Here is an 18688-nt window from a genome sequence, read left to right as displayed (position 1 = left end):
TTAGCCACCCAAATCCCACACATGTCATTAGAAGTTAACAGGCTGACCAAAACCTACGGCTCCCAAAAGGCGCTGGATGAGGTTTCTTTTGTGGCAGAGAAGGGAGAAGTTTTGGGTTTTTTGGGTCCTAACGGCGCCGGCAAATCCACCACCATGAAAATTGCGACGGGCTTTATTTTGCCCGATCAGGGAGATGTCCTTGTCAATGGACTTTCCGTCCTTCAGAATCCCAAAGAAGTCAGCCGCTTGGTCGGTTATTTGCCCGAACACAATCCGCTTTACCATGATATGTACATCCGGGAGTTTTTGGATTTTATCGGGGGACTTTACGGACTAAAAGGAAATTCCCTAAAAAATAGGATTGAAGAACTGATTCCGCTTTGTGGATTGGAAGTCGAGGCCCAAAAGAAAATCTCCCAACTTTCCAAAGGATACAGACAGCGGGTTGGCTTGGCAAAAGCCCTGATCCACGATCCCGAGGTGATCATCCTCGATGAACCCACCACAGGCCTCGATCCCAACCAACTGGTAGAAATCAGGAAACTGATCAAAAATATCAGCGCAAACAAAACATTGATTCTCAGCACCCACATCATGCAGGAAGTGGAAGCCATTTGTGACAAAGTGGTAATCATATCCAAAGGAAAAATCGTTGCTTCTGACCTTTTGAAAAACCTAAAATCCGAAGCAGGCAAATCAGTTTTGATATTGGAAACAGAGGAATCTCTTTTATTGGAATGGTTTGCGCCCTTGGGCGAAATCACTTTTTCCAACTCCGATAAAGCCATTCAGCTTCAGGTGAAAGATGCCGCTGTTGCAAGAAAAGAATTACTTCAAATCCTTAAGGAAAGGAATCTGACACTCGTCAGCATTCAGCTAAAGGAAAAGAACCTCGAATCTATTTTTCACCAAATCACCCAAAGCTAAGCCGATGCGCGCACTGTATTGGAAGGAAGTCAACGGATTTTTCAGTAACCTGAGCGGTTACCTGATCCTTGGGGTCTTTTTGGTTTCGTTGGGTTTGATTGTATGGGTATTTCCTGACACTTCTGTGTTGGAATATGGTTTTGCAGACTTGGAGCCCTTATTTGTGTACACTCCTTATGTTTTCACATTCCTTGTACCGGCCATTACCATGAAGATGATTGCCGAGGAAAGGAAGTCCGGGACATGGGAAATCCTCATGACTTCCCCGCTTTCCATTCCCAAAATCATTGTTGCCAAATACGCTGCTGCCCTGACTTTGATCGTGGTGGCTTTGCTTCCCACCTTGGTTTACTACTACAGTATCGTTCAGTTGGGTGATCCTGTCGGAAATATTGACCATGCAGGTTTCTTTGGTTCATGGATCGGATTGGTGTTTATAGGGGCGGTTTTTGCATCTATTGGGATATTGGGATCGGCCCTGACTTCCCATCAGATCGTGGCATTTATCTTGGGAGTTTTTATTTCATTCCTTCTTTATTTTGGGCTGACGGCCTTGGTGCAGCTTCAGGTGATGAGTCCGTTTGCTTTGTTTTTGGAAGAAATGAGCCTCAGCTACCATTACCAAAGTATGAGTCGCGGTGTGATTGACGCACAGAATATTGCTTATTTTCTTTCCGTGATTGTATTGATGTTGGGTTTGACGGGAATTTTAATCCGTAGAAAATGAAAAGATCAGCCAACATATCGTTTATCAAAAACCTTGGAATCATTACCGGTATCCTGGTTGTGATTTGGGTTTTGGCGACATTGGTTCCTTATCGAATTGACTTGACTTCAGACAAAAGGTATTCCCTCCATCCTGCGACCGTCGAGGTTTTGGAATCATTGGAAGAACCTTTGGAAGTGGAAATATTACTTACCGGCAATCTCCCCGGCGGCATGAGGAGGCTTCAGCGCTCCATCGAGGAGACGATCAGAACATTCAATGCTTACAGCAGCGAAAAAATTACTTTTTATTATCAGGATCCCTTGGCTTTGCCAAAAGAGGAACAAGAAGACTATATCGTAGGATTGTCAGAATACGGCATCAATCCCACCAACCTTTATGTCAATGAAGATGGCGGGCAAAAATCAAAACTCATTTTCCCGGGTGTAATCATCCGCAATGCAGAATTTGAGACCGGTTCGCTGCTTCTCAGGGGAGAAATGGGTATGGGACCTGATCAGGTTCTCAACCAATCTGTGGAAAATCTTGAATTTGAATTGATCAACGGAATCCGAAAACTGATCAGCAAACAGGCTTTTGAAATTGGACTTGCCATGGGGCAGGGAGAACTGAGTGTTGATGAGGGATTTGGGATTGTGGAGGCACTCGCTGATAATTATGAGGTGTACAAAGTCCCCCTGGAGCAGGCAAAAAAACCTTCTGACTTAGACCCTTTCAAAATTATGATCGTTTCGGGGCCAAAGGAAAAATACACAGAAACGGAAATTTATCTCCTCGACCAATACCTCATGAATGGGGGAAACATCATTTTTATGATTGATGCCTTGGCTTATGACATGGCGCAGGCTGGCGGAGAGGGTACGGTGGCTATGCCTTTTGAAAATGGTCTGGACCAGTTGCTCTTCAGGTATGGCGTCAGGGTCAACAAAGATTTGATTCAGGACATGAATTTTGGTCGCTATCCTGTCATGGCAGGTAATTTTGGAGATCAGCAACAGTTGGTACCATTGCCTTGGCCGTTTTTTGTTTTGGCAGGGAAGATGGCCTCACACCCCATCACCAAAGGATTGGATCAGGTGATGTTTAAGTTTTCAAGTTCTTTGGATACTGTAAAGGCAGATGGCGTTAGAAAAACCCCTTTGATTTTCAGTTCGGATTTTTCCAAAAAATCCCCTGCACCGGTAAGATTGGCTTTTGTAGACATGGAAAATGAGCCTGACCTCAATGAATTTGGATTGAAAAACCTTCCTTTGCTATACTTACTGGAAGGAAATTTTACTTCTTTTTTCAAAAATCGGTTTCTACCTGATGCTGCCGACAAAATGGGTTTCAAGGAATCTGGATCTCAAGGGAAAGTCATTGTTGCCGGAACGGGCAGTCTTTTCCAAAGCGATCTCACTCCCACAGATGGAAATCCTCTGCCTTTGGGACAAGATCCATTTAGCAATGTGCAGTATGCCAACCGTCAGCTTCTATTGAATGCGATCAGTTATCTTGTAGAACCTGAGGGCATTATTGCCACCAGGACCAAACAGTTTCAGATCCGCCCTCTCAATAAAATCAAGGTGCAAAACGAGAAATCAAAATGGCAGGTAATCAACATTCTTGTACCTGTGGTTTTATTCTCGATCTTGGGGATGGTTTGGATCAGCATCAAAAAGCGGACATTTTCCAAAAGAAGTTGAAATTCAAAAAACATTTGGTAAAATATCCTTCAAGCCTCTGATTTTTTTACTCTAAAGTGTAAGTCAAGGGCAGCTTTTATAATTTTATTTATAAATTTACCATGTTCAATAAAAAACGAAAATAAAGACCCTCCCATATGAAATTTATTGTTTCTTCTAATGCACTCTTAAAACAGCTTTCAGCAATCAACGGCGTAGTAACTACCAATCCGGTGGTTCCGATTTTGGAAAATTTCCTTTTTGAAATCAAAGCAGGGAAATTGACCATCACAGCGTCTGATTTGCAGACTTCCATGATTACAGAGATAGATGTCGAGGCAAGGGAGGACGGAAACATTGCTGTTCCTGCAAAGATTTTGATCGAAACACTTAAAAACCTTCCTGAACAGCCTGTCACTTTCAGCATTGACCAAGATACTTACAGTATCGAAATCAGTTCTGACAATGGACGCTACAAGCTGGCAGGGGAAAACGCAACGGATTTCCCAAAAATTCCAACGGTGACCAACCCAACCTCAGTGGACATGTCTACTGAAATATTGAGCTCTGCGATCTCGAATACGATTTTCGCAACCAGCAACGATGAGTTGCGACCTGCCATGACCGGGGTTTATATCAACCTGAGCAGCACCAACACTACTTTTGTTGCTACTGACGGACACCGATTGGTAAGATACAGAAGGGTAGATGTGGCAGCAGCAGATGGTGCAAGCATCATCATCCCGAGAAAAGCACTCAACCTTTTGAAATCAACTCTGCCTTCTGAAAATGTTCCGGTAGCAGTTGAGTTCAACAATTCCAACGCTTACTTCAAGTTCAACAGCATCAAAATGATCTGTAGGTTGATTGACGAGAGATTCCCGGATTATGAAAATGTCATCCCTGTGGACAATCCAAACCACATGACCATCGACAGATTGGAGTTTTTGGGTTCATTGAGAAGGATCGCCATCTATGCCAATAAGACTACCCATCAGGTAAGGTTAAAATTGACAGGAAGCGAATTGCAGATATCTGCTGAAGACCTTGATTTCTCCAACGAAGCAAATGAAAGATTGTCATGTGACCATGACGGTGAAGATATTGAGATCGGCTTCAATGCAAAATTCTTGGTGGAAATGTTGAATAACCTTTCTTCCAAAGAAGTGACCTTGAAGTTTTCTGCACCAAACAGGGCCGGATTGATCGTACCATCTGACAAGTCAGACAATGAAGATATCCTGATGCTGGTGATGCCGGTAATGTTAAACAACTACGTCTAAAATTAGATTTTCAAAAAAATAGAGGAACCGAGAAATCGGTTCCTTTTTTTTATGCCAAAATGGTTAAAGCGGAGGGCATAATTCGGCATGTCAATGGTGTAAAGCCAACAAACTCCCCATCCATATCTATAGGTATTGGATGTTCACCGGTGATTTTGCATTGCGTCCCTTGACCATAGGATACTTGGGGATGTCGGATTTTTCTCCCTTTTTTTAGTTGTGGAAGTTTTTTCAAGTAATCCCAAACTGAGATTTTGAGGAGAAAAACCCAATCTAATAATCCATCATCAACTTTGGCTTCCGGCGCAATTCCCAAACCACTAGCAAAGTATTTTCCATTTGCCATGCAGATACTCATTGCCGGACTTTCTAATTCAAAATTTTCAGAAAAGAATTTGACTTTGACTGGTTTGTAAAACAAAAAGGAGCGTAAAATGACAAAGAAATAAGTCATACTGGAGCCCCAAATGGACTTTCCTGTTCGAAGCATCTGCGTGGCAAATCCACCTAACCCTACATCGGCAATATTAACAAAATACCTTTTAGAGGGCTTTCCCCCTTTTTCCGTGAACTCCAACTCCGCAACATCAATCTGTCTTGATTTCCCGAAAAGAATATTTTTTCGGAGGGTGGCCAAGTCTTTGCTTATTCCTAAACTTCTACAGAAGTCATTTCCTTTTCCAAAAGGAAGAATACCCATTTTTAGCTCTGAAGCTTTTGGATTGGTTAAAATGGCATTTGCTACTTCATTGACAGTGCCGTCACCTCCCACAGCAATTAAGATAGTTGCGCCTTTCCGAAGAGCTTCCGAAGAGCATTTTAATCCACACATATCCGGTTTCGTTGTGAAGAATGTCAAGGTTCCAATAGATTGGAAATGCTCTAAGAGCTTCGCCAATAATCGGGATTTGGCTCTAATTTTTCCGTGGACGATGAAGGCAATGTGTGGGGTATCTGCCATTTTCCGTATATCTAGATCAGGGTATCAGAATATAGGTGGGTTTATTGGGAAACGGAAAGCACTATTACCAGGCTTGGTTTCGTAAATCTATTGGATTTCTAATACCCAACTCTCCAAAGGCTTTAATTCTACCCTTACTTTTCCCTTTCCTTCCTGGATTTTCAAAACAGGATTGACAGCGCCATACAGTTTTTCAGACAGCGGGTATTCGCCTTCACTCAAACCCAAGGTTTTGATGATTTCGGAGGGAAGTTCAAGGTCAAATCCGAAGGATTCGGATGCATCAAAATTGGTGATGATGACCAGTTTTTGGTTTTCATTCCATCTGACAAATGAAAAAACCCGGTCATTATACCATTCGGTATTTTGTCTGTTATGGCTGTGTATGTCTGTAAAATTTCCTGCTAAAGCAGGACTTGTTTTGGTGAAATTTAAGAGTCGGCTATAAAAGTCTCTCAGGGATTTTTCAGCTTCAGATGATTGTCCTCCATCAAATTTTCCTCCGTTCATCCATCTCTGGTGATGAGGAACTCCGATATAATCAAAGATGGATGTTCTTGTCGGAGATCCAAATCCGGCTTTTTCAGCACCGGATTCGCCGACTTCCTGTCCGAAATATATCATCGTTGGCGATGAACCGATCATAGCTGACACTACCATGGCAGGTTTTCCTTTTTCTGCATTTCCTGCAAATCCCGGGCTTGCGATGCGTTGTTCGTCATGGTTCTCTAGGAAATGCAACATGTGTTGGTCAATATCTGCCAATCCCTTTTGGATCGGAAGGATGTTGTCCGTGGAGCCTTTTCCCTGCATGATATTTTTGAGCGTATCATAAAGTTCCACCTTGTCGTAGAGGTAATCCATTTTCCCCAAATGGATATAATTCCGGTACTCCTTGGGATTGTATATTTCGGCCAAAAGGAAAGCATTGGGATTGTTCATCTTGATGGCAGAGTTCATGTAGCTCCAAAATTCCACAGGAACCATTTCTGCCATGTCATAGCGGAAGCCATCCACGCCTTTTTCGATCCAGTACAAGGCTATGTCTTTAAATTTGACCCAGGAATCCGGCACTTCCTTGCCTTGCCAAAATTCAAAATGTGCTTTGCAATCTTTCTGAGAAAAATCAGCCGGCAATTCTATGAAATCCTTGCTGCCATCCGGTTTGATTCCGTAATTGACCTTCACAGTTTCATACCAATCGTGAAAATGTGGCTGAGCTTCACGTGAACCGTTTCCTGTCCATTTGGCAGGTGATTCATCAAACTTTCCGTCAGCCAATGGATGTGCTTCGCCTCCCAAAGGCTTGTAATTGTCCAATGGGGCTGGAACTTTAAAATCCTTGCCCGGGATATAATAGAAGTTGTTGTTTGTTTTGTATTCAACCGAAGTGTCGTCACCTGCGCCAAAATCCTTTACTCCTTCGGGATTGCTTTTTCCCTCATATCTCCTGGCAACATGGTTGGGTACGATGTCTATAAGGACTTTCATGCCTTGGTGATGCGTTCTTGCGATCAAGGCTTCAAATTCCTCCAATCGTGTTTCCGGATTCTCTGCTAGGTCAGGATTGACATTATAGTAGTCTTTGACGGCATAAGGCGAGCCTGCCCTCCCTTTGACTACTTCGGGGTCATCATTGGAGATGCCATATTGTGTATAATCATTGATCAAAGCGTGATGGGGCACTCCTGTGTACCAAATGTGGGTGACTCCCAAAGATTTTATTTCTGATAGCGCTTTGTCCGTGAAGTCATTGAATTTTCCAACGCCATTTTCTTCCAAAGTTCCCCAAGGTTTGTTGGTGGTATTGGTGTTACCAAAAAGCCTGGTGAAAACCTGATAAACGATCACTTTATTTGGAGTTTCCATTTTGGTATTGGCTTCAGGGGTTTGGGTCTGGGGCGAGTTGCAACCGATCAGGATTGATAGCAAGGCTGCAAAAAAGGTGATTTGGGTCGGAAGTCTGTTCATGGGGTTAAATATAAAAAGTTGTTTCCCACGAAGACACAAAAACACAAATAAAAACAGATTGCAAAAACCAAATACGGCAGGTTTTCAAAACCTGCCATGTTTAAAAATTATTTGTCTTTATCATTTTCTGAAGTAAGACTATCCGGAACAGAAAAAGGATCCAATTCTACTATTTTTCCATCCTGTTCTACTATAATTGGGCTGTTCTTCTCCCGCTTGAATTTGACCAGGTTTTTGTAGGTTTCATCTAAGCCGAAAAGGATTTTGTCTAATTCCTCTTCGGCCTCTTTTTCTTTAGTTGTCATAAAAACGAATTATTTTATTCCAAAGGTTACCATCCGAAATGAAAATCTTACTTGAATTCTTCCTAGCTATCAATTTATAAGGTTTTTTTGAATTGTCAACAAATATCCATTTATCCAAGATGGGTTTATATAGCTTAAAAAAGTTTACAAGCCCATTTTTATACCTTCTCCGGATTACGTCTTCGGGAATGTTATGTCCCCCTTCGGCAACTCGTGTCTTAACCCTTTTTATGGCAAGTTCGGGAGAATTGAGGTAAAAAAACAACAGGATGGTTTCATATCCTTTGTCTTTGGCTTTATGGATAAAAGTGACAAAGCTTTTGGAAGATAATGTTGTTTCAAAAGCGAAATTCTCTCCTGATTCCATCAAACTATTAATCCTTTGAAGCATAATTCTACCGGCTTCAATGGAAGCTTTTTCCGGTTGAAAAGGTGAAAGACCTTTGGCTATTTCATCGGCATTGACAAATTCCTTGCAGTCTAGGATTTCAGGCAAAACAGTATATGAAACTGTTGTTTTCCCTGCTCCATTTGGACCTGCAATGACGTAGAGTTTTTTCATTTTGATAAATATAAAAAGTAGATTCTCACAAAGACACAAAAACACAAAGTAAAAATCCGGTTGTGCCAATACAAATCATAAATTCAATAACCGATAAACAAACAAAGTACTCCTTTTGATCAGGTGGGGGTATTGCTTCATGTTGATAGTCTCGGCAGGGGAGTGGGCACCCGTGCCGGATGCGCCAAGTCCATCGATGCAATCCAGGTAATCTGCAACATAGGAAATGTCACCTGCGCCTCTTGAACCCGGATCTCCGGCTTTGACTTGACCATATCCCATATCCACACTGACTTGACTGAGGATGGTAACCAAACCCATATTGCCTTCTGTCGGAGGCATGGAGGGAATCCCGTCTTCAAACTCTATACTGGCAGTAGTTCCATTCAGGTTTTGGGATACGATCTGTTTCATCTTTTCACGTGCCGCTTCTTTTTGTGGTTCGCCGAGGAACCTCAGGTCACCGGTAACAAAAGCCTCTCTTCCCACGATGTTTGTTTTGCCAAGAGCAGAACCGGCGCCCGTATCTCCGTCATAGTTTATATCCGAACCGCCGATGATTTGGCCGGGATTGAATGTCAGGTATTGTTCGCCTGCCAATTCTTCCCGGAATTGGTTGAGGATTCTTGCGGCCTCATAGATAGCGCCGTACCCCACCGATTCCCTGAATACACCCGAGGAATGAACCTGTTTTCCGGTAGTTTTCAACGTCCATCCACTTGCACCTCTTCTTGCAATGGTGGCCGTGTTGAATCCCTGGGCTGTCTCGTACCCCAAGGCATAGTCATGTTGCTTGGCCCTTTCGACAAAGTCCAATCTACTTACCCATGAGGGACTGCCTGCATTTTCCTCATCTCCTGGAAAATAAACCGTTATTGTCCGGTCTTTTAACAACCCCAATTCCTCCATTGCTTTTAAAGTCGCAAAGACCATCACATTTCCACCTTTCATGTCATTGACGCCCTGCCCTTTGGCCGTGGAGTCGTTGACCATGGTAAAAGGATAGAAGGGCATGTCTTTTTCAAAAACAGTATCCAGATGACCTATGAAAAACAGCTTTTTACCCTTGGTACCTTTTCTTGTAGCCACAAAATGTCCGGCTCTTTTGAGCGAATCCGGTAGAGTAATCCATTCGGTTTCAAACCCGATTTTTGCAAATTCCCTCTCGAAGACCCTGCCTACCTCCCGTACACCCTGCATGTTGAAAGTCCCGGAATTGATATTCACTACCTCCTCCAGCAGCGCCAATGTTTCTTTGTAGTTTTTGTCAATTGTTTCTATCAGTTGCTTTTCCGTTTTGGTAAGTTTTTGCGAAAAGGCATTGATGGAGAAAAGGAAAATTGAAAACAGTATGAGTTTTTTCATGGGGGGGTTAATTGAAAATCGAATTTTCTTCAGTTCTTACATCCTAACTAAGAAGGGAGAAATGTTTGGGGTTCAAAGGCAAAGGCGAAATTCAATTATCTCGGGACTTCGGTCTTCCGACTTCCGTCCCAAGAAGAAAAGGGATTTGGGCTGCAGTCACATCTAGCCTCCTTTTGGATCATTCGACAACGATATCTGAAAACCAGATAAACTTCACCCCGGCGTCATTTTTATGTTCGGTAGCAAACTTGATCCCTTTAAATTCCTGCTCATTTTCCCAAGTTATCGGTCGTCCTTCCAAGCCATTCCCTCTTCTGAAAACCCATTCTTTGATCAGGTGGTTTTCATCCAAAAACAAGTCATAGGCATCTCCCGGAGTATAGCCATCGACATCATTGTAGACGATGGTCAACTGCGTCGTAGGCAACCCGGAAATAGGGGCTTTGGTGTTTTCAATTACGGTGAAGGTATATCCTTTGTCCCAAACCAGCTGAAAAGGGAACATCAGCCAATATTTGTCATTGATAAAGCCGCCATCAGCTTCCGGCATTTGCTCTTTTGGAAGGTCAAGGCTGTAGGTATAGCTCGTGTCAGCGTCAGCAAATTCCACAGTCCTTTCTTTGATATTCCACTTCCAATTCCTTGTCCGTAGGGTTTCGGGATTTGGCTGCACATTCCATTGGTAAGCTATCGAGTTGATTTTGTCAAAATTGTCGAAGCCATAAGCTTTCGCGACTTTAATGGGTAGGGTATCTTCTTCTTTTTTGGCACAGGAAAACATCATTGTCAAGGAAAGAAGGAGGAGGGGCAGGGTTCTGGATTTCATAAGATTTGGATTTGGTCTTTCAGATTCATTTCCAATTTATTGTTTTCTTTTGAAAAAACAGATGCCATCCATGTATGATTAAATATCCTTCTTTCTCTCCTTCCAATTCTTCAGTTTTTTTCTTTCTAATAAAAAATAGAGTGGTTTTAAGACAGGCAGAATTCTGTTGATCAGCATAGTTGCCTGAAAAAGCCTGGAAGGATAGATTTTCTTTTTTCCTTTGGAAACACCTTGGAGGATATGATGCACTACAGTTTGGACGGATTGCACAGGAAAGGCCTTTGGGATTTCTTTTCCGGCACTTTTGAAGAAATCCGTCTCGGTAGCGCCTGGATAGACCAAGGTTATCCAATCCCCATCTCCTTCGCTTCTGATCGTCTCCACAAACTGATGGATTGAGGCTTTGGTAGCAGCATAAGCAGCATACCCCGGAACAGGCCAATAGGACATTGCTGAGGCAGTCACTACAAGCCGACAGGGATGATGTGCCTGTGTTTGTTTCAAAATTTTCGCCGTTTCAATGGGGGAAAGGACGTTGATTTGCAGCATTTTGGCGAAAGTATGCTGGTCGGTTTCCTCCCAAGTCCCAAACTTTGCAAAACCTGCATTGGCAAAAAAGTAGTCAACGGTTTTCCAGTTGAGTTCGATCCAATCAAAAATTGCCGAGACACTATCCTGTTTGGTTAGGTCTAAAGTCAGGGTTTGGATTTGGGAAGATTTATTGGGGAGCAATTCCAAACCTTCTTGATTGATGTCAATAGCCAGGATTTTATTACCGCTTCCCGCAAGTTGGAGGACCAGCTCTTTTCCTATCCCGGAGGCAGAACCGGTGATTACGATATGCTTATTGCTGATCACCATTTTGTTCGGGCAAAGGAAACTCCATGGTAAACGGATTGATCTTCACACAAAGTAGTGGTTTGAGTTTGCTGATGTCAGGAAAATAATCGGAATTCACTTTCATAGATTCTATTTTGGCAAACTTTCCCCACCCATAACCCTTTGGGTCGGTCAAAAATGTTTTCCCTTCCAATTCCTGAAAAAGTCTGATGGGAAGTAGTTTTGTGCTGGCAGGAAAAGGTATTCCACCCGAACTGATCTTGCAAAAAAGAATCGGGTCTTCCTCAGACCCAATTCCTATTGTTTCTTTTTTTCCGTTTTTTTGCCAGATGATAGGTACAGTTTCCTTTGGTATTCCCCATTTGTACCTGCCGTTTTCAGTACTTGATTTGGAATCCACATAGATTTTGGTGATGGACTGTTTATTTTCAGGACTGAATTTTCCGGGAATAAAAAGCAATTCATTATAAGGTCCGGCAGGGGATACCGTATACATTACGAGCATCACATATCCCAAGCCTCCTTTGAATTTCCCTTTCAGTTTGTCCGTCAAAAACCCGTTTTGTTCTACCCAGTCTTTTTTGAACTTATAGGCGAGGATGAAGCCTTCGCCTTTTAATTTCCAGGGACCGGCAAAGTAATTTTCAGGTTTTTGGGGTCCGCTCATGGCTATCTTTTTGTGAGGATATAATCTGTTGGGATAGGTTCCAGTCCGGCATTTCTGACAAGCATCATTACCTGTCCCCGATGATAACTGGAGTGGTTGATGATGTGGAACATGATGTCTTTGATGGTGTTTTGATATGCCTCACCTTTGGTGTTTTGATATGAGATCATTTTATCGAGCTCATTGTTATCAAGAATTTTTTTGGAAATCAGGTAATTTTCTTCATTCATTTCAGCAAAAACCTCAACAGAGTGGGTTTGCCAGACTTTAAAAAATGGTTTTTTTCCCAAGATCCTTGCATTCCACACATGGTGTGCATTGATCATATGACTATAGATTTCGATGGCTTTTTGTGGAAGGTTTGCTTTGTTTTCAACCAAAAGGTCAATCGTGGCGTTGTTGCTCTTTTGGATATACTCCAAAAGGTCATTAATGGCAATTTTCATATGTGGGTGTTGGATTGGTTTCCGGGGTTAGGCCGGATGTGTTATAAAATAGATTAGAGTCTTTAGTTGGTAATTATCGTGCAATATTAGTTTTAATTTCAAAGCAAGAAATGATTTTCCTGATTAATTGTAAGGTGAGGGACTGATACAGGTCCAACCTCCATCTATGATCAGGTTTTGCCCGGTGATATGCCTGGCCTCCTCGGAAACCAAAAACGCAGCAGTTTGGGCAATATCCACGACAGTTGCCGGTCGTCCCATAGGCGTGATTCTGGACCAGGTCTTTTCGTAATCAGGATCTGAGGCAGTTCTGGAAGTCAATGTAGCACCGGGTGAGATGGTATTGACATTGATGTGGTACTCTGACAATTCTATCACCAAATTCTTTGCCAACATTTCAATTGCTGCCTTGCTCATGGCATAAGCTGCAAGGTTTTTATGAGCCTGATGGGCAGTTACTGAAGAGGTAAATAGAAGGGAGCCACCGGTTTTTTGTTTTTTCATCAACCTGGCTGCTGCTTGGGCAAGGAAAAAAGTACCACCTGCATTGACCCGCATTACCTCAAAAAAATCATTTGGAGAATATTCCCAAAAATCACCATATAGGGTAATTCCCGCATTGGCGATGACAATATCCAACTTCCCAAACTCTTGCTCTGCCAAACCCACCATTTCCTGGATGAATACCGTATCTCCAGAATCCCCGGATATCCCCAAAACTTTTCCTTTGGCTTCTTTCAGAATTTCCGCCACGGCTTCTTCTGTCAGGCTTTTCTCAATATCGTTCAAAATAATGTGAAGCCCGCTACTTGCCAAAACCCTGGCGATTTCCAAGCCGATGCCCTGACCGGCTCCGGTGATCAGGGCAACTTTATCATGGTTTTTCATAATCAAATCAGATTAATGTGAGTCTCTTTTGACTTCAGGCCCTGAAGCTCCTTTAAGAAAATCAAAATCTACGCCTTCATGCGCCTGGGTTACATTCTGTATAAACATGTTGACATAACCCCTGTCATATCCAAGCTGTACAGACTGAAAAAATGCTCTCCTTTTTGCCAGTTCCTCGTCCGAAACTTCCAAATTCAAAGTACGGTTAGGAACGTCAAGTTGAATCCAATCTCCGTTTTGAACCAAGGCGAGGTTGCCGCCAATGGCAGATTCAGGCGAAACGTGAAGCACCACGGTACCATACCCCGTTCCACTCATCCTGCCATCCGAAATCCTCACCATGTCTTTGACTCCCTGTTGGATGATCTTCATTGGCAGTTGCATATTGCCTACTTCCGGCATACCGGGATAGCCTCTTGGTCCAACATTTTTCAACACCATCACAGAATCAGGAGTGACATCCAGGTCGGGATCGTCCAGTCTTTTCTTATAGTCATCAATATCTTCGAATACTACCGCCTGACCACGGTGCTGAAGGAGGGAGGGTGTCGCTGCAGAAGGTTTTAAGACAGCGCCTTCCGGGCAGAGATTGCCTTTCAGTACCGCAATGCCTGATTCAGGTTTGAAGGGTTTATCCAAAGTACCTATCAGGTTTCTGTCCCAGCATTCTGCATTCAGGACATTTTCGCCGAGTTTCTTCCCATTCGCGGTGATGGTATCGAGGTGCAATAAGGAAGAAACTTCCCGCATCACAGCAGGCAATCCGCCGGCATAGAAGAGGTCTTCCACAAAATTTTCCCCGGATGGCTGCACATTGGCTATCAAAGGAATATGGGACGAGAATTTGTCAAAGTCATCAATATTCAGTTCTACTCCGATCCGACCCGCAATAGCCAAAAGGTGGAGGATGAAATTGGTAGAACCTCCCAAAGCGGCGTTGACCATGATGGCGTTTTCAAAGGATTTTCTGGTTAGGATGTCGGTCATCTTCAGGTCTTCTTTGACCATCTCCACGATCCTGATTCCAGACATATGGGCAAGGACCTTCCTCCTCGAATCGGCTGCAGGAATGGTAGCATTGTCGGGTAAAGCCAAGCCTAGTGATTCCACCATGGCGGCCATCGTAGAGGCAGTTCCCATTGGGGCGCAGTGTCCCTGCGACCTTGCCATAGCAGCTTCTGCCGCAGTGAAATCTTCCTGAGAGAGTTCCCCTTTTTTGAATTCTTCAGCAAATCTCCAAAGGTCAGAAGTACCGATTTTTCTTCCTTTGAATCTTCCAGCGAGCATCGGTCCACCCGAGACTACGATAGTGGGTAAGTTGACACTGGCGGCGCCCATGACTAGAGATGGTGTCGTTTTGTCACAACCGCACATCAGGACTACACCGTCCATGGGATTGGCGCGGATGCTTTCCTCCACGTCCATGCTGGCAAGATTTCGGAATAGCATGGCGGTCGGTTTGATGGAGCATTCGCCCAAAGACATTACCGGAAATTCCAATGGAAATCCGCCGGCTTCCCAGATTCCCCGCTTGAGGGCTTCGGCAAGTTCGCGGAAATGGGCATTACAGGGGGTGAGTTCGGAGTAGGTATTGCAGATGCCGATGACCGGCCTGCCTTCAAAAAGGTGGTGGGGAAATCCCTGGTTTTTCATCCATGCGCGATAGATAAAACCGTCTTTTCCTTTGCGGCCAAACCACTCTTGGCTGCGCAATTTCTTTTCTTCCATGACAATGGGTTTATTGGTTTGAATTGGAGGAGAATTTAGGAAATGTTTTGGTGGAAAAGGAAAAGAAAATCAAAAATGTGACCTGCGGAAACAAATGGATATTTAGCATGCGCTTCATATTTTCTATTGTTGGCTATTCATATTTCAATATGAGTTAGTAAAGGAAAAAAATTTCATAATGAAAATAGAGATATGGCTATACTACAATATTGAACCTTGAAAATACCCGGTATTGGTTATTTATATCCTTAGTAATAATTCTTAGTTTTAAGCGTTGGAAGATTATACCCAAGACCTGGATTCGCATTATGAAAAGTTCAGCCCGTTTTCCGATTCTTTTGATTTTCGTTTGCAGTGTTTCTTTTTTTTCCTGTGTACCAATTGAAACTCCACAAAAAGAAGAACGTGTGTTTTGGAAACAGTCACTGAGTTTTCCAGAAGGACTTATCCGTGCCAAAGAAATCAACGGGAAGCTATATGCAGCGTCTGAGATCAGAATATACAGTGAGGCGACACTTTGGGGTATAAACAAATATTCTGACCTCAGTCCTTTTTTGCCAGACAATTTCCTATACAGGCTTCCCATCTCAGACAAGCATATGGCCACCATCAAACCAGATGAGCTTATCCTTATGCCCCTTGGAAAGCCTTTTGAAGAAGATGCCCTTGTCCTTAAGATGAAGGATATTGACCCGGGTTTTTTTGGATTCAACCAAATCGTTTCCAGGTATGGGGATCAGATCGGTATTGATCCAAAAGGTAATGTATTGGTGCCTTATCAAGGTCCAAAAAATACTGGAGAATGGAAATACACCCCTAGTTTCCTTTGGCTCAAGACAGCAGTCATTGATGGTAAAGTAGAGATATTGGAACAGAAACTGATCAAAGAGGAATTTTTCGATAATTGGGTAAGTATTTACGGTTTAAAAGTATTTGAAAACTTCATGAGGGTCACGATCGCAAATAAGACTTTTGATTTCGATCAAAACGGCAATATGGAACTGCGATTTGAATCTTATACCAAATCGGTACAGGTGGGAAATGAAATCATCACTTTTGCAGGTGATGGATGGGAAACATTCCCTTTGAAGGTTTACAAGTCTGATCTGTCGGGAAAAAATCCTGAGTTGATAGGTACTTATAATTCCGGCCAAATCTTTAAAGAAGACCGAAGTCGGTTAGGGATTTTTGATGATAACATTTCAAGTATAAACGAAACCATTGTTCTAATTGAAAGGGGATCGATTTTCCGTTTGTCCATGAGTAACAAAGCAATAAGATTGTTGCCGCTCGATAAAGTAGGTCTTAAAGGTGCCAATGTGACATCTATCAGTCTTCTTGACAATTCAACAGTCTTCGTTACTACAGGCTGTGAGGCTACTGATAAAAACTGTAGCGGAGGATACTACAAACCTCTTGATAAGTTTTTACCACCGAGGTAACGGGCCAAATAAAAAAACCTGAGCGATAGGCTCAGGTTTTTTAATCTATTTCTTATGATGGTTTTTGAAAAGTAACCTTCGAACCTTCAAATTTTTCAATCTTCCAATTTTACAATCTTTCAATCTCTGCCCCTATCGCATTCAGCCTCTTGTCGATAAATTGATAGCCTCTGTCGATCTGCTCGATATTGTCAATGATGGAAGTGCCTTCTGCAGAAAGTGCTGCGATCAATAACGAAACCCCGGCCCTAATATCAGGAGAGGTCATGCGGATTCCTCTAAGTGGGTATTTTCGATCCAAACCGATAACAGTTGCTCTGTGAGGATCACAAAGGATAATCTGCGCACCCATGTCGATCAGCTTATCGACAAAGAAGAGACGGCTTTCGAACATCTTCTGATGTACCAAAACTGTTCCTTTAGCCTGTGTAGCCGTGACCAAAATGATACTCAGCAAATCAGGCGTGAATCCCGGCCATATCGCATCGGCGACAGTCAGGATAGATCCGTCAATGAAGGTTTCGATTTCGTAATGCTTCTGTGAAGGGATAAAAATATCATCTCCACGGAATTCCATTTTGATCCCCATCCTTTTGAAAGTATCGGGAATGATTCCCAATCGGTGGATTTGGGCGTCCTTGATGGTGATTTCGGATTGGGTCATTGCAGCAAGGCCGATAAATGATCCGATCTCAATCATATCCGGAAGCATAGTATGTTCTGTTCCTTTGAGGGATTTGACTCCTTCGATATGTAAAAGGTTGGAACCTACTCCGGTGATTTTTGCACCCATACGGTTGAGCATGTCGCAAAGCTGCTGTAGGTAAGGTTCGCAGGCGGCGTTGTAGATGGTGGTTTTGCCTTCTGCCATCACTGCTGCCATGACGATATTGGCAGTTCCGGTCACGGACGCCTCATCCAATAGCATGTAGGCACCTTTCAGGTTTTTGCCATCGATATGGAAAATCTCTCTTTTGCTGTCGTAGTGGAATTCGGCCCCGAGTTTTTGGAAACCGTAAAAGTGGGTATCCATTCTCCTACGCCCGATTTTGTCGCCTCCGGGCTTAGATAATCTTCCATGTCCAAACCTCCCCAAAAGTGGTCCGAGGATCATCACAGAACCTCTGAGTGCAGATGCTTTTTTGAGAAAGTCATCTGTATCGAGGTAGTTCAGGTCAACATTATCCGCTTGAAAAGTATAAGATTCTGGACCTACTTTTTCCACTTTGACTCCCATGTCAGACAAAAGCTCAATGAGTTTATTGACATCTCTGATATCAGGGATTTTGTGGATGGTGATTTTGTCGGGAGAAAGGAGCACCGCGCAAAGGATCTGGAGTGCTTCGTTTTTGGCACCTTGAGGGATAATTTCACCCTTCAGTTTGAGGCCGCCTTTTACTTTGAATGATGACATTTATCTACGCTTTTTATGGCCGCCGTTGTTTCTTCTTCTTTCATTACCTCCGCTGAATTTCCTGCGGTTGGTATTGGTATTGACTTCCGGCTCGGAAGGTAATTTGAAATCTCTTCTTGTATTGGTTTCAAAAAGTCCCATTTCTCTCACTTTCTCCAAGTCAATGTGCAGTTTGCCTTTGGAAAGGGTTTTGATGTCGTCCAAAATGATCCCGTCATCGAAGTTTTCTCTGTTCCAGGTAGAATGAAAACTCCTCATCAACTGGCCGATGTAGATGATCGCAGCTTCCTGCTCCTCATCATCTTCGATTTCGACAGCCTTTTCGATCAGTTTTTCAATGTTTCTGCCGTAATGTTTGAATTTGATTTCTCCTTTTGGATAACCGATCGGAGCGGGCTTTTTATAGAGCAATTCTCTTTGAGGGCTTGGATAAGGTCCATCGACATCCAAAGCGAAATCAGACATGATATGCAGGTCATCCCAAATCTTTTGGTCGTTTTCTGCTTTCATGGATGGGTTGAGCTGCTTGACCATCTCTACCAAAAGGTAGGCACTTTGGGTGCGCTTTTCCCTGTCTTCCATTTCGGAAATGTAAATGGAAAGACGTTGGATGTTTTTTCCGTATTCTTTCAATATGACTGAATGCTTATCGGTAATTTCTTGATTGCTCAT

The 18688-nt window shown here is 43.0% G+C and carries 18 protein-coding genes; 5 read left to right on the top strand and 13 right to left on the bottom strand.

Annotated elements, in window-relative coordinates; genetic code table 11:
- Positions 1-21: 21 nt before the first annotated feature.
- The 4 genes from gldA (at position 22) to dnaN (ending at position 4601) form a co-directional block, all read left to right on the top strand.
- A complete protein-coding gene (gene gldA, locus DQW11_RS16210) occupies positions 22-927 on the top strand; it encodes a gliding motility-associated ABC transporter ATP-binding subunit GldA (protein ID WP_113925150.1) in 906 nt (301 codons plus the stop codon).
- Between the two features lie 4 nt (positions 928-931).
- A complete protein-coding gene (gene gldF / locus DQW11_RS16205; protein ID WP_113925149.1) occupies positions 932-1654 on the top strand; it encodes a gliding motility-associated ABC transporter permease subunit GldF in 723 nt (240 codons plus the stop codon).
- Entirely contained in the window at positions 1651-3339 is a 1689-nt protein-coding gene (gldG, locus tag DQW11_RS16200) for a gliding motility-associated ABC transporter substrate-binding protein GldG (protein WP_113925148.1), read from the top strand. The genes gldF and gldG overlap by 4 nt, the downstream gene beginning before the upstream one ends.
- A 137-nt stretch (positions 3340-3476) precedes the next feature.
- Positions 3477-4601 carry a DNA polymerase III subunit beta gene (gene dnaN, locus DQW11_RS16195; RefSeq protein ID WP_113925147.1) on the top strand — a complete coding sequence of 375 codons (1125 nt, stop codon included), beginning with the start codon at positions 3477-3479 and terminating at the stop codon, positions 4599-4601.
- A 49-nt stretch (positions 4602-4650) separates the two neighbouring features.
- On the opposite strand, the gene DQW11_RS16190 is transcribed toward dnaN, so the two are convergent.
- The 11 genes from DQW11_RS16190 to DQW11_RS16140 form a co-directional block, all read right to left on the bottom strand.
- Positions 4651-5562 carry a diacylglycerol/lipid kinase family protein gene (locus tag DQW11_RS16190; RefSeq protein WP_113925146.1) on the bottom strand — a complete coding sequence of 304 codons (912 nt, stop codon included), beginning with the start codon at positions 5560-5562 and terminating at the stop codon, positions 4651-4653.
- A gap of 87 nt (positions 5563-5649) precedes the next feature.
- Positions 5650-7533, bottom strand: a complete 1884-nt coding sequence (locus DQW11_RS16185; RefSeq protein WP_113925145.1) for an alpha-amylase family protein — start codon at positions 7531-7533, stop codon at positions 5650-5652.
- A gap of 107 nt (positions 7534-7640) precedes the next feature.
- Entirely contained in the window at positions 7641-7838 is a 198-nt protein-coding gene (locus tag DQW11_RS16180; protein WP_113925144.1) for a hypothetical protein, read from the bottom strand.
- Positions 7828-8400, bottom strand: coding sequence for a zeta toxin family protein (locus DQW11_RS16175; protein WP_113925143.1), 573 nt, complete (start codon positions 8398-8400; stop codon positions 7828-7830). The genes DQW11_RS16180 and DQW11_RS16175 overlap by 11 nt, the downstream gene beginning before the upstream one ends.
- 75 nt (positions 8401-8475) lie before the next feature.
- Positions 8476-9765, bottom strand: coding sequence for a M20/M25/M40 family metallo-hydrolase (locus DQW11_RS16170; RefSeq protein ID WP_113925142.1), 1290 nt, complete (start codon positions 9763-9765; stop codon positions 8476-8478).
- A gap of 178 nt (positions 9766-9943) precedes the next feature.
- Positions 9944-10591: a hypothetical protein gene (locus DQW11_RS16165; protein ID WP_113925141.1), complete on the bottom strand. Its 648-nt coding sequence runs from the start codon at positions 10589-10591 to the stop codon at positions 9944-9946.
- Positions 10592-10669: 78 nt separating this feature from the next.
- Entirely contained in the window at positions 10670-11452 is a 783-nt protein-coding gene (locus DQW11_RS16160; RefSeq protein WP_113925140.1) for an SDR family NAD(P)-dependent oxidoreductase, read from the bottom strand.
- Positions 11436-12098 (bottom strand): hypothetical protein, encoded by a 663-nt coding sequence (locus tag DQW11_RS16155; RefSeq protein WP_113925139.1) that lies wholly within the window; start codon positions 12096-12098, stop codon positions 11436-11438. The genes DQW11_RS16160 and DQW11_RS16155 overlap by 17 nt, the downstream gene beginning before the upstream one ends.
- A 2-nt stretch (positions 12099-12100) precedes the next feature.
- On the bottom strand, positions 12101-12544 hold the full coding sequence (locus tag DQW11_RS16150) for a DinB family protein (protein ID WP_113925138.1): 444 nt from the start codon (positions 12542-12544) through the stop codon (positions 12101-12103).
- 123 nt (positions 12545-12667) lie between these two features.
- Positions 12668-13432 (bottom strand): SDR family NAD(P)-dependent oxidoreductase, encoded by a 765-nt coding sequence (locus DQW11_RS16145; RefSeq protein WP_113925137.1) that lies wholly within the window; start codon positions 13430-13432, stop codon positions 12668-12670.
- A 12-nt stretch (positions 13433-13444) separates the two neighbouring features.
- Positions 13445-15160, bottom strand: coding sequence for an IlvD/Edd family dehydratase (locus DQW11_RS16140; protein WP_113925136.1), 1716 nt, complete (start codon positions 15158-15160; stop codon positions 13445-13447).
- 407 nt (positions 15161-15567) lie between these two features.
- Here DQW11_RS16140 and DQW11_RS16135 point away from each other — a divergent pair, with 407 nt between their 5' ends.
- Complete coding sequence (locus DQW11_RS16135) at positions 15568-16602, top strand: hypothetical protein (RefSeq protein ID WP_157966130.1); 1035 nt, start codon at positions 15568-15570, stop codon at positions 16600-16602.
- Positions 16603-16711: 109 nt separating this feature from the next.
- Here the strand turns inward: DQW11_RS16135 and murA are convergent, their stop codons facing one another.
- Positions 16712-18016 (bottom strand): UDP-N-acetylglucosamine 1-carboxyvinyltransferase, encoded by a 1305-nt coding sequence (murA, locus tag DQW11_RS16130; protein WP_113925134.1) that lies wholly within the window; start codon positions 18014-18016, stop codon positions 16712-16714.
- Positions 18017-18688, bottom strand: a complete 672-nt coding sequence (locus DQW11_RS16125; RefSeq protein ID WP_113925133.1) for a DUF4290 domain-containing protein — start codon at positions 18686-18688, stop codon at positions 18017-18019. It abuts the gene before it with no gap.

Source organism: Cognataquiflexum aquatile, assembly GCF_003316845.1.
In the GTDB taxonomy this organism is placed as follows: domain Bacteria; phylum Bacteroidota; class Bacteroidia; order Cytophagales; family Cyclobacteriaceae; genus Cognataquiflexum; species Cognataquiflexum aquatile.
Note: the sequence above shows the minus strand (reverse complement) of the source record. Positions and strands in the feature narration are given on the sequence as shown.

Coding starts and splice junctions, on each gene's coding strand:
- gldA (WP_113925150.1), top strand. CDS start 22: ATGTCATTAGAAGTTAACAGGCTGACCAAAACCTACGGCTCCCAAAAG.
- gldF (WP_113925149.1), top strand. CDS start 932: ATGCGCGCACTGTATTGGAAGGAAGTCAACGGATTTTTCAGTAACCTG.
- gldG (WP_113925148.1), top strand. CDS start 1,651: ATGAAAAGATCAGCCAACATATCGTTTATCAAAAACCTTGGAATCATT.
- dnaN (WP_113925147.1), top strand. CDS start 3,477: ATGAAATTTATTGTTTCTTCTAATGCACTCTTAAAACAGCTTTCAGCA.
- DQW11_RS16190 (WP_113925146.1), bottom strand. CDS start 5,562: ATGGCAGATACCCCACACATTGCCTTCATCGTCCACGGAAAAATTAGA.
- DQW11_RS16185 (WP_113925145.1), bottom strand. CDS start 7,533: ATGAACAGACTTCCGACCCAAATCACCTTTTTTGCAGCCTTGCTATCA.
- DQW11_RS16180 (WP_113925144.1), bottom strand. CDS start 7,838: ATGACAACTAAAGAAAAAGAGGCCGAAGAGGAATTAGACAAAATCCTT.
- DQW11_RS16175 (WP_113925143.1), bottom strand. CDS start 8,400: ATGAAAAAACTCTACGTCATTGCAGGTCCAAATGGAGCAGGGAAAACA.
- DQW11_RS16170 (WP_113925142.1), bottom strand. CDS start 9,765: ATGAAAAAACTCATACTGTTTTCAATTTTCCTTTTCTCCATCAATGCC.
- DQW11_RS16165 (WP_113925141.1), bottom strand. CDS start 10,591: ATGAAATCCAGAACCCTGCCCCTCCTCCTTCTTTCCTTGACAATGATG.
- DQW11_RS16160 (WP_113925140.1), bottom strand. CDS start 11,452: ATGGTGATCAGCAATAAGCATATCGTAATCACCGGTTCTGCCTCCGGG.
- DQW11_RS16155 (WP_113925139.1), bottom strand. CDS start 12,098: ATGAGCGGACCCCAAAAACCTGAAAATTACTTTGCCGGTCCCTGGAAA.
- DQW11_RS16150 (WP_113925138.1), bottom strand. CDS start 12,544: ATGAAAATTGCCATTAATGACCTTTTGGAGTATATCCAAAAGAGCAAC.
- DQW11_RS16145 (WP_113925137.1), bottom strand. CDS start 13,432: ATGAAAAACCATGATAAAGTTGCCCTGATCACCGGAGCCGGTCAGGGC.
- DQW11_RS16140 (WP_113925136.1), bottom strand. CDS start 15,160: ATGGAAGAAAAGAAATTGCGCAGCCAAGAGTGGTTTGGCCGCAAAGGA.
- murA (WP_113925134.1), bottom strand. CDS start 18,016: ATGTCATCATTCAAAGTAAAAGGCGGCCTCAAACTGAAGGGTGAAATT.
- DQW11_RS16125 (WP_113925133.1), bottom strand. CDS start 18,688: ATGAGCAATCAAGAAATTACCGATAAGCATTCAGTCATATTGAAAGAA.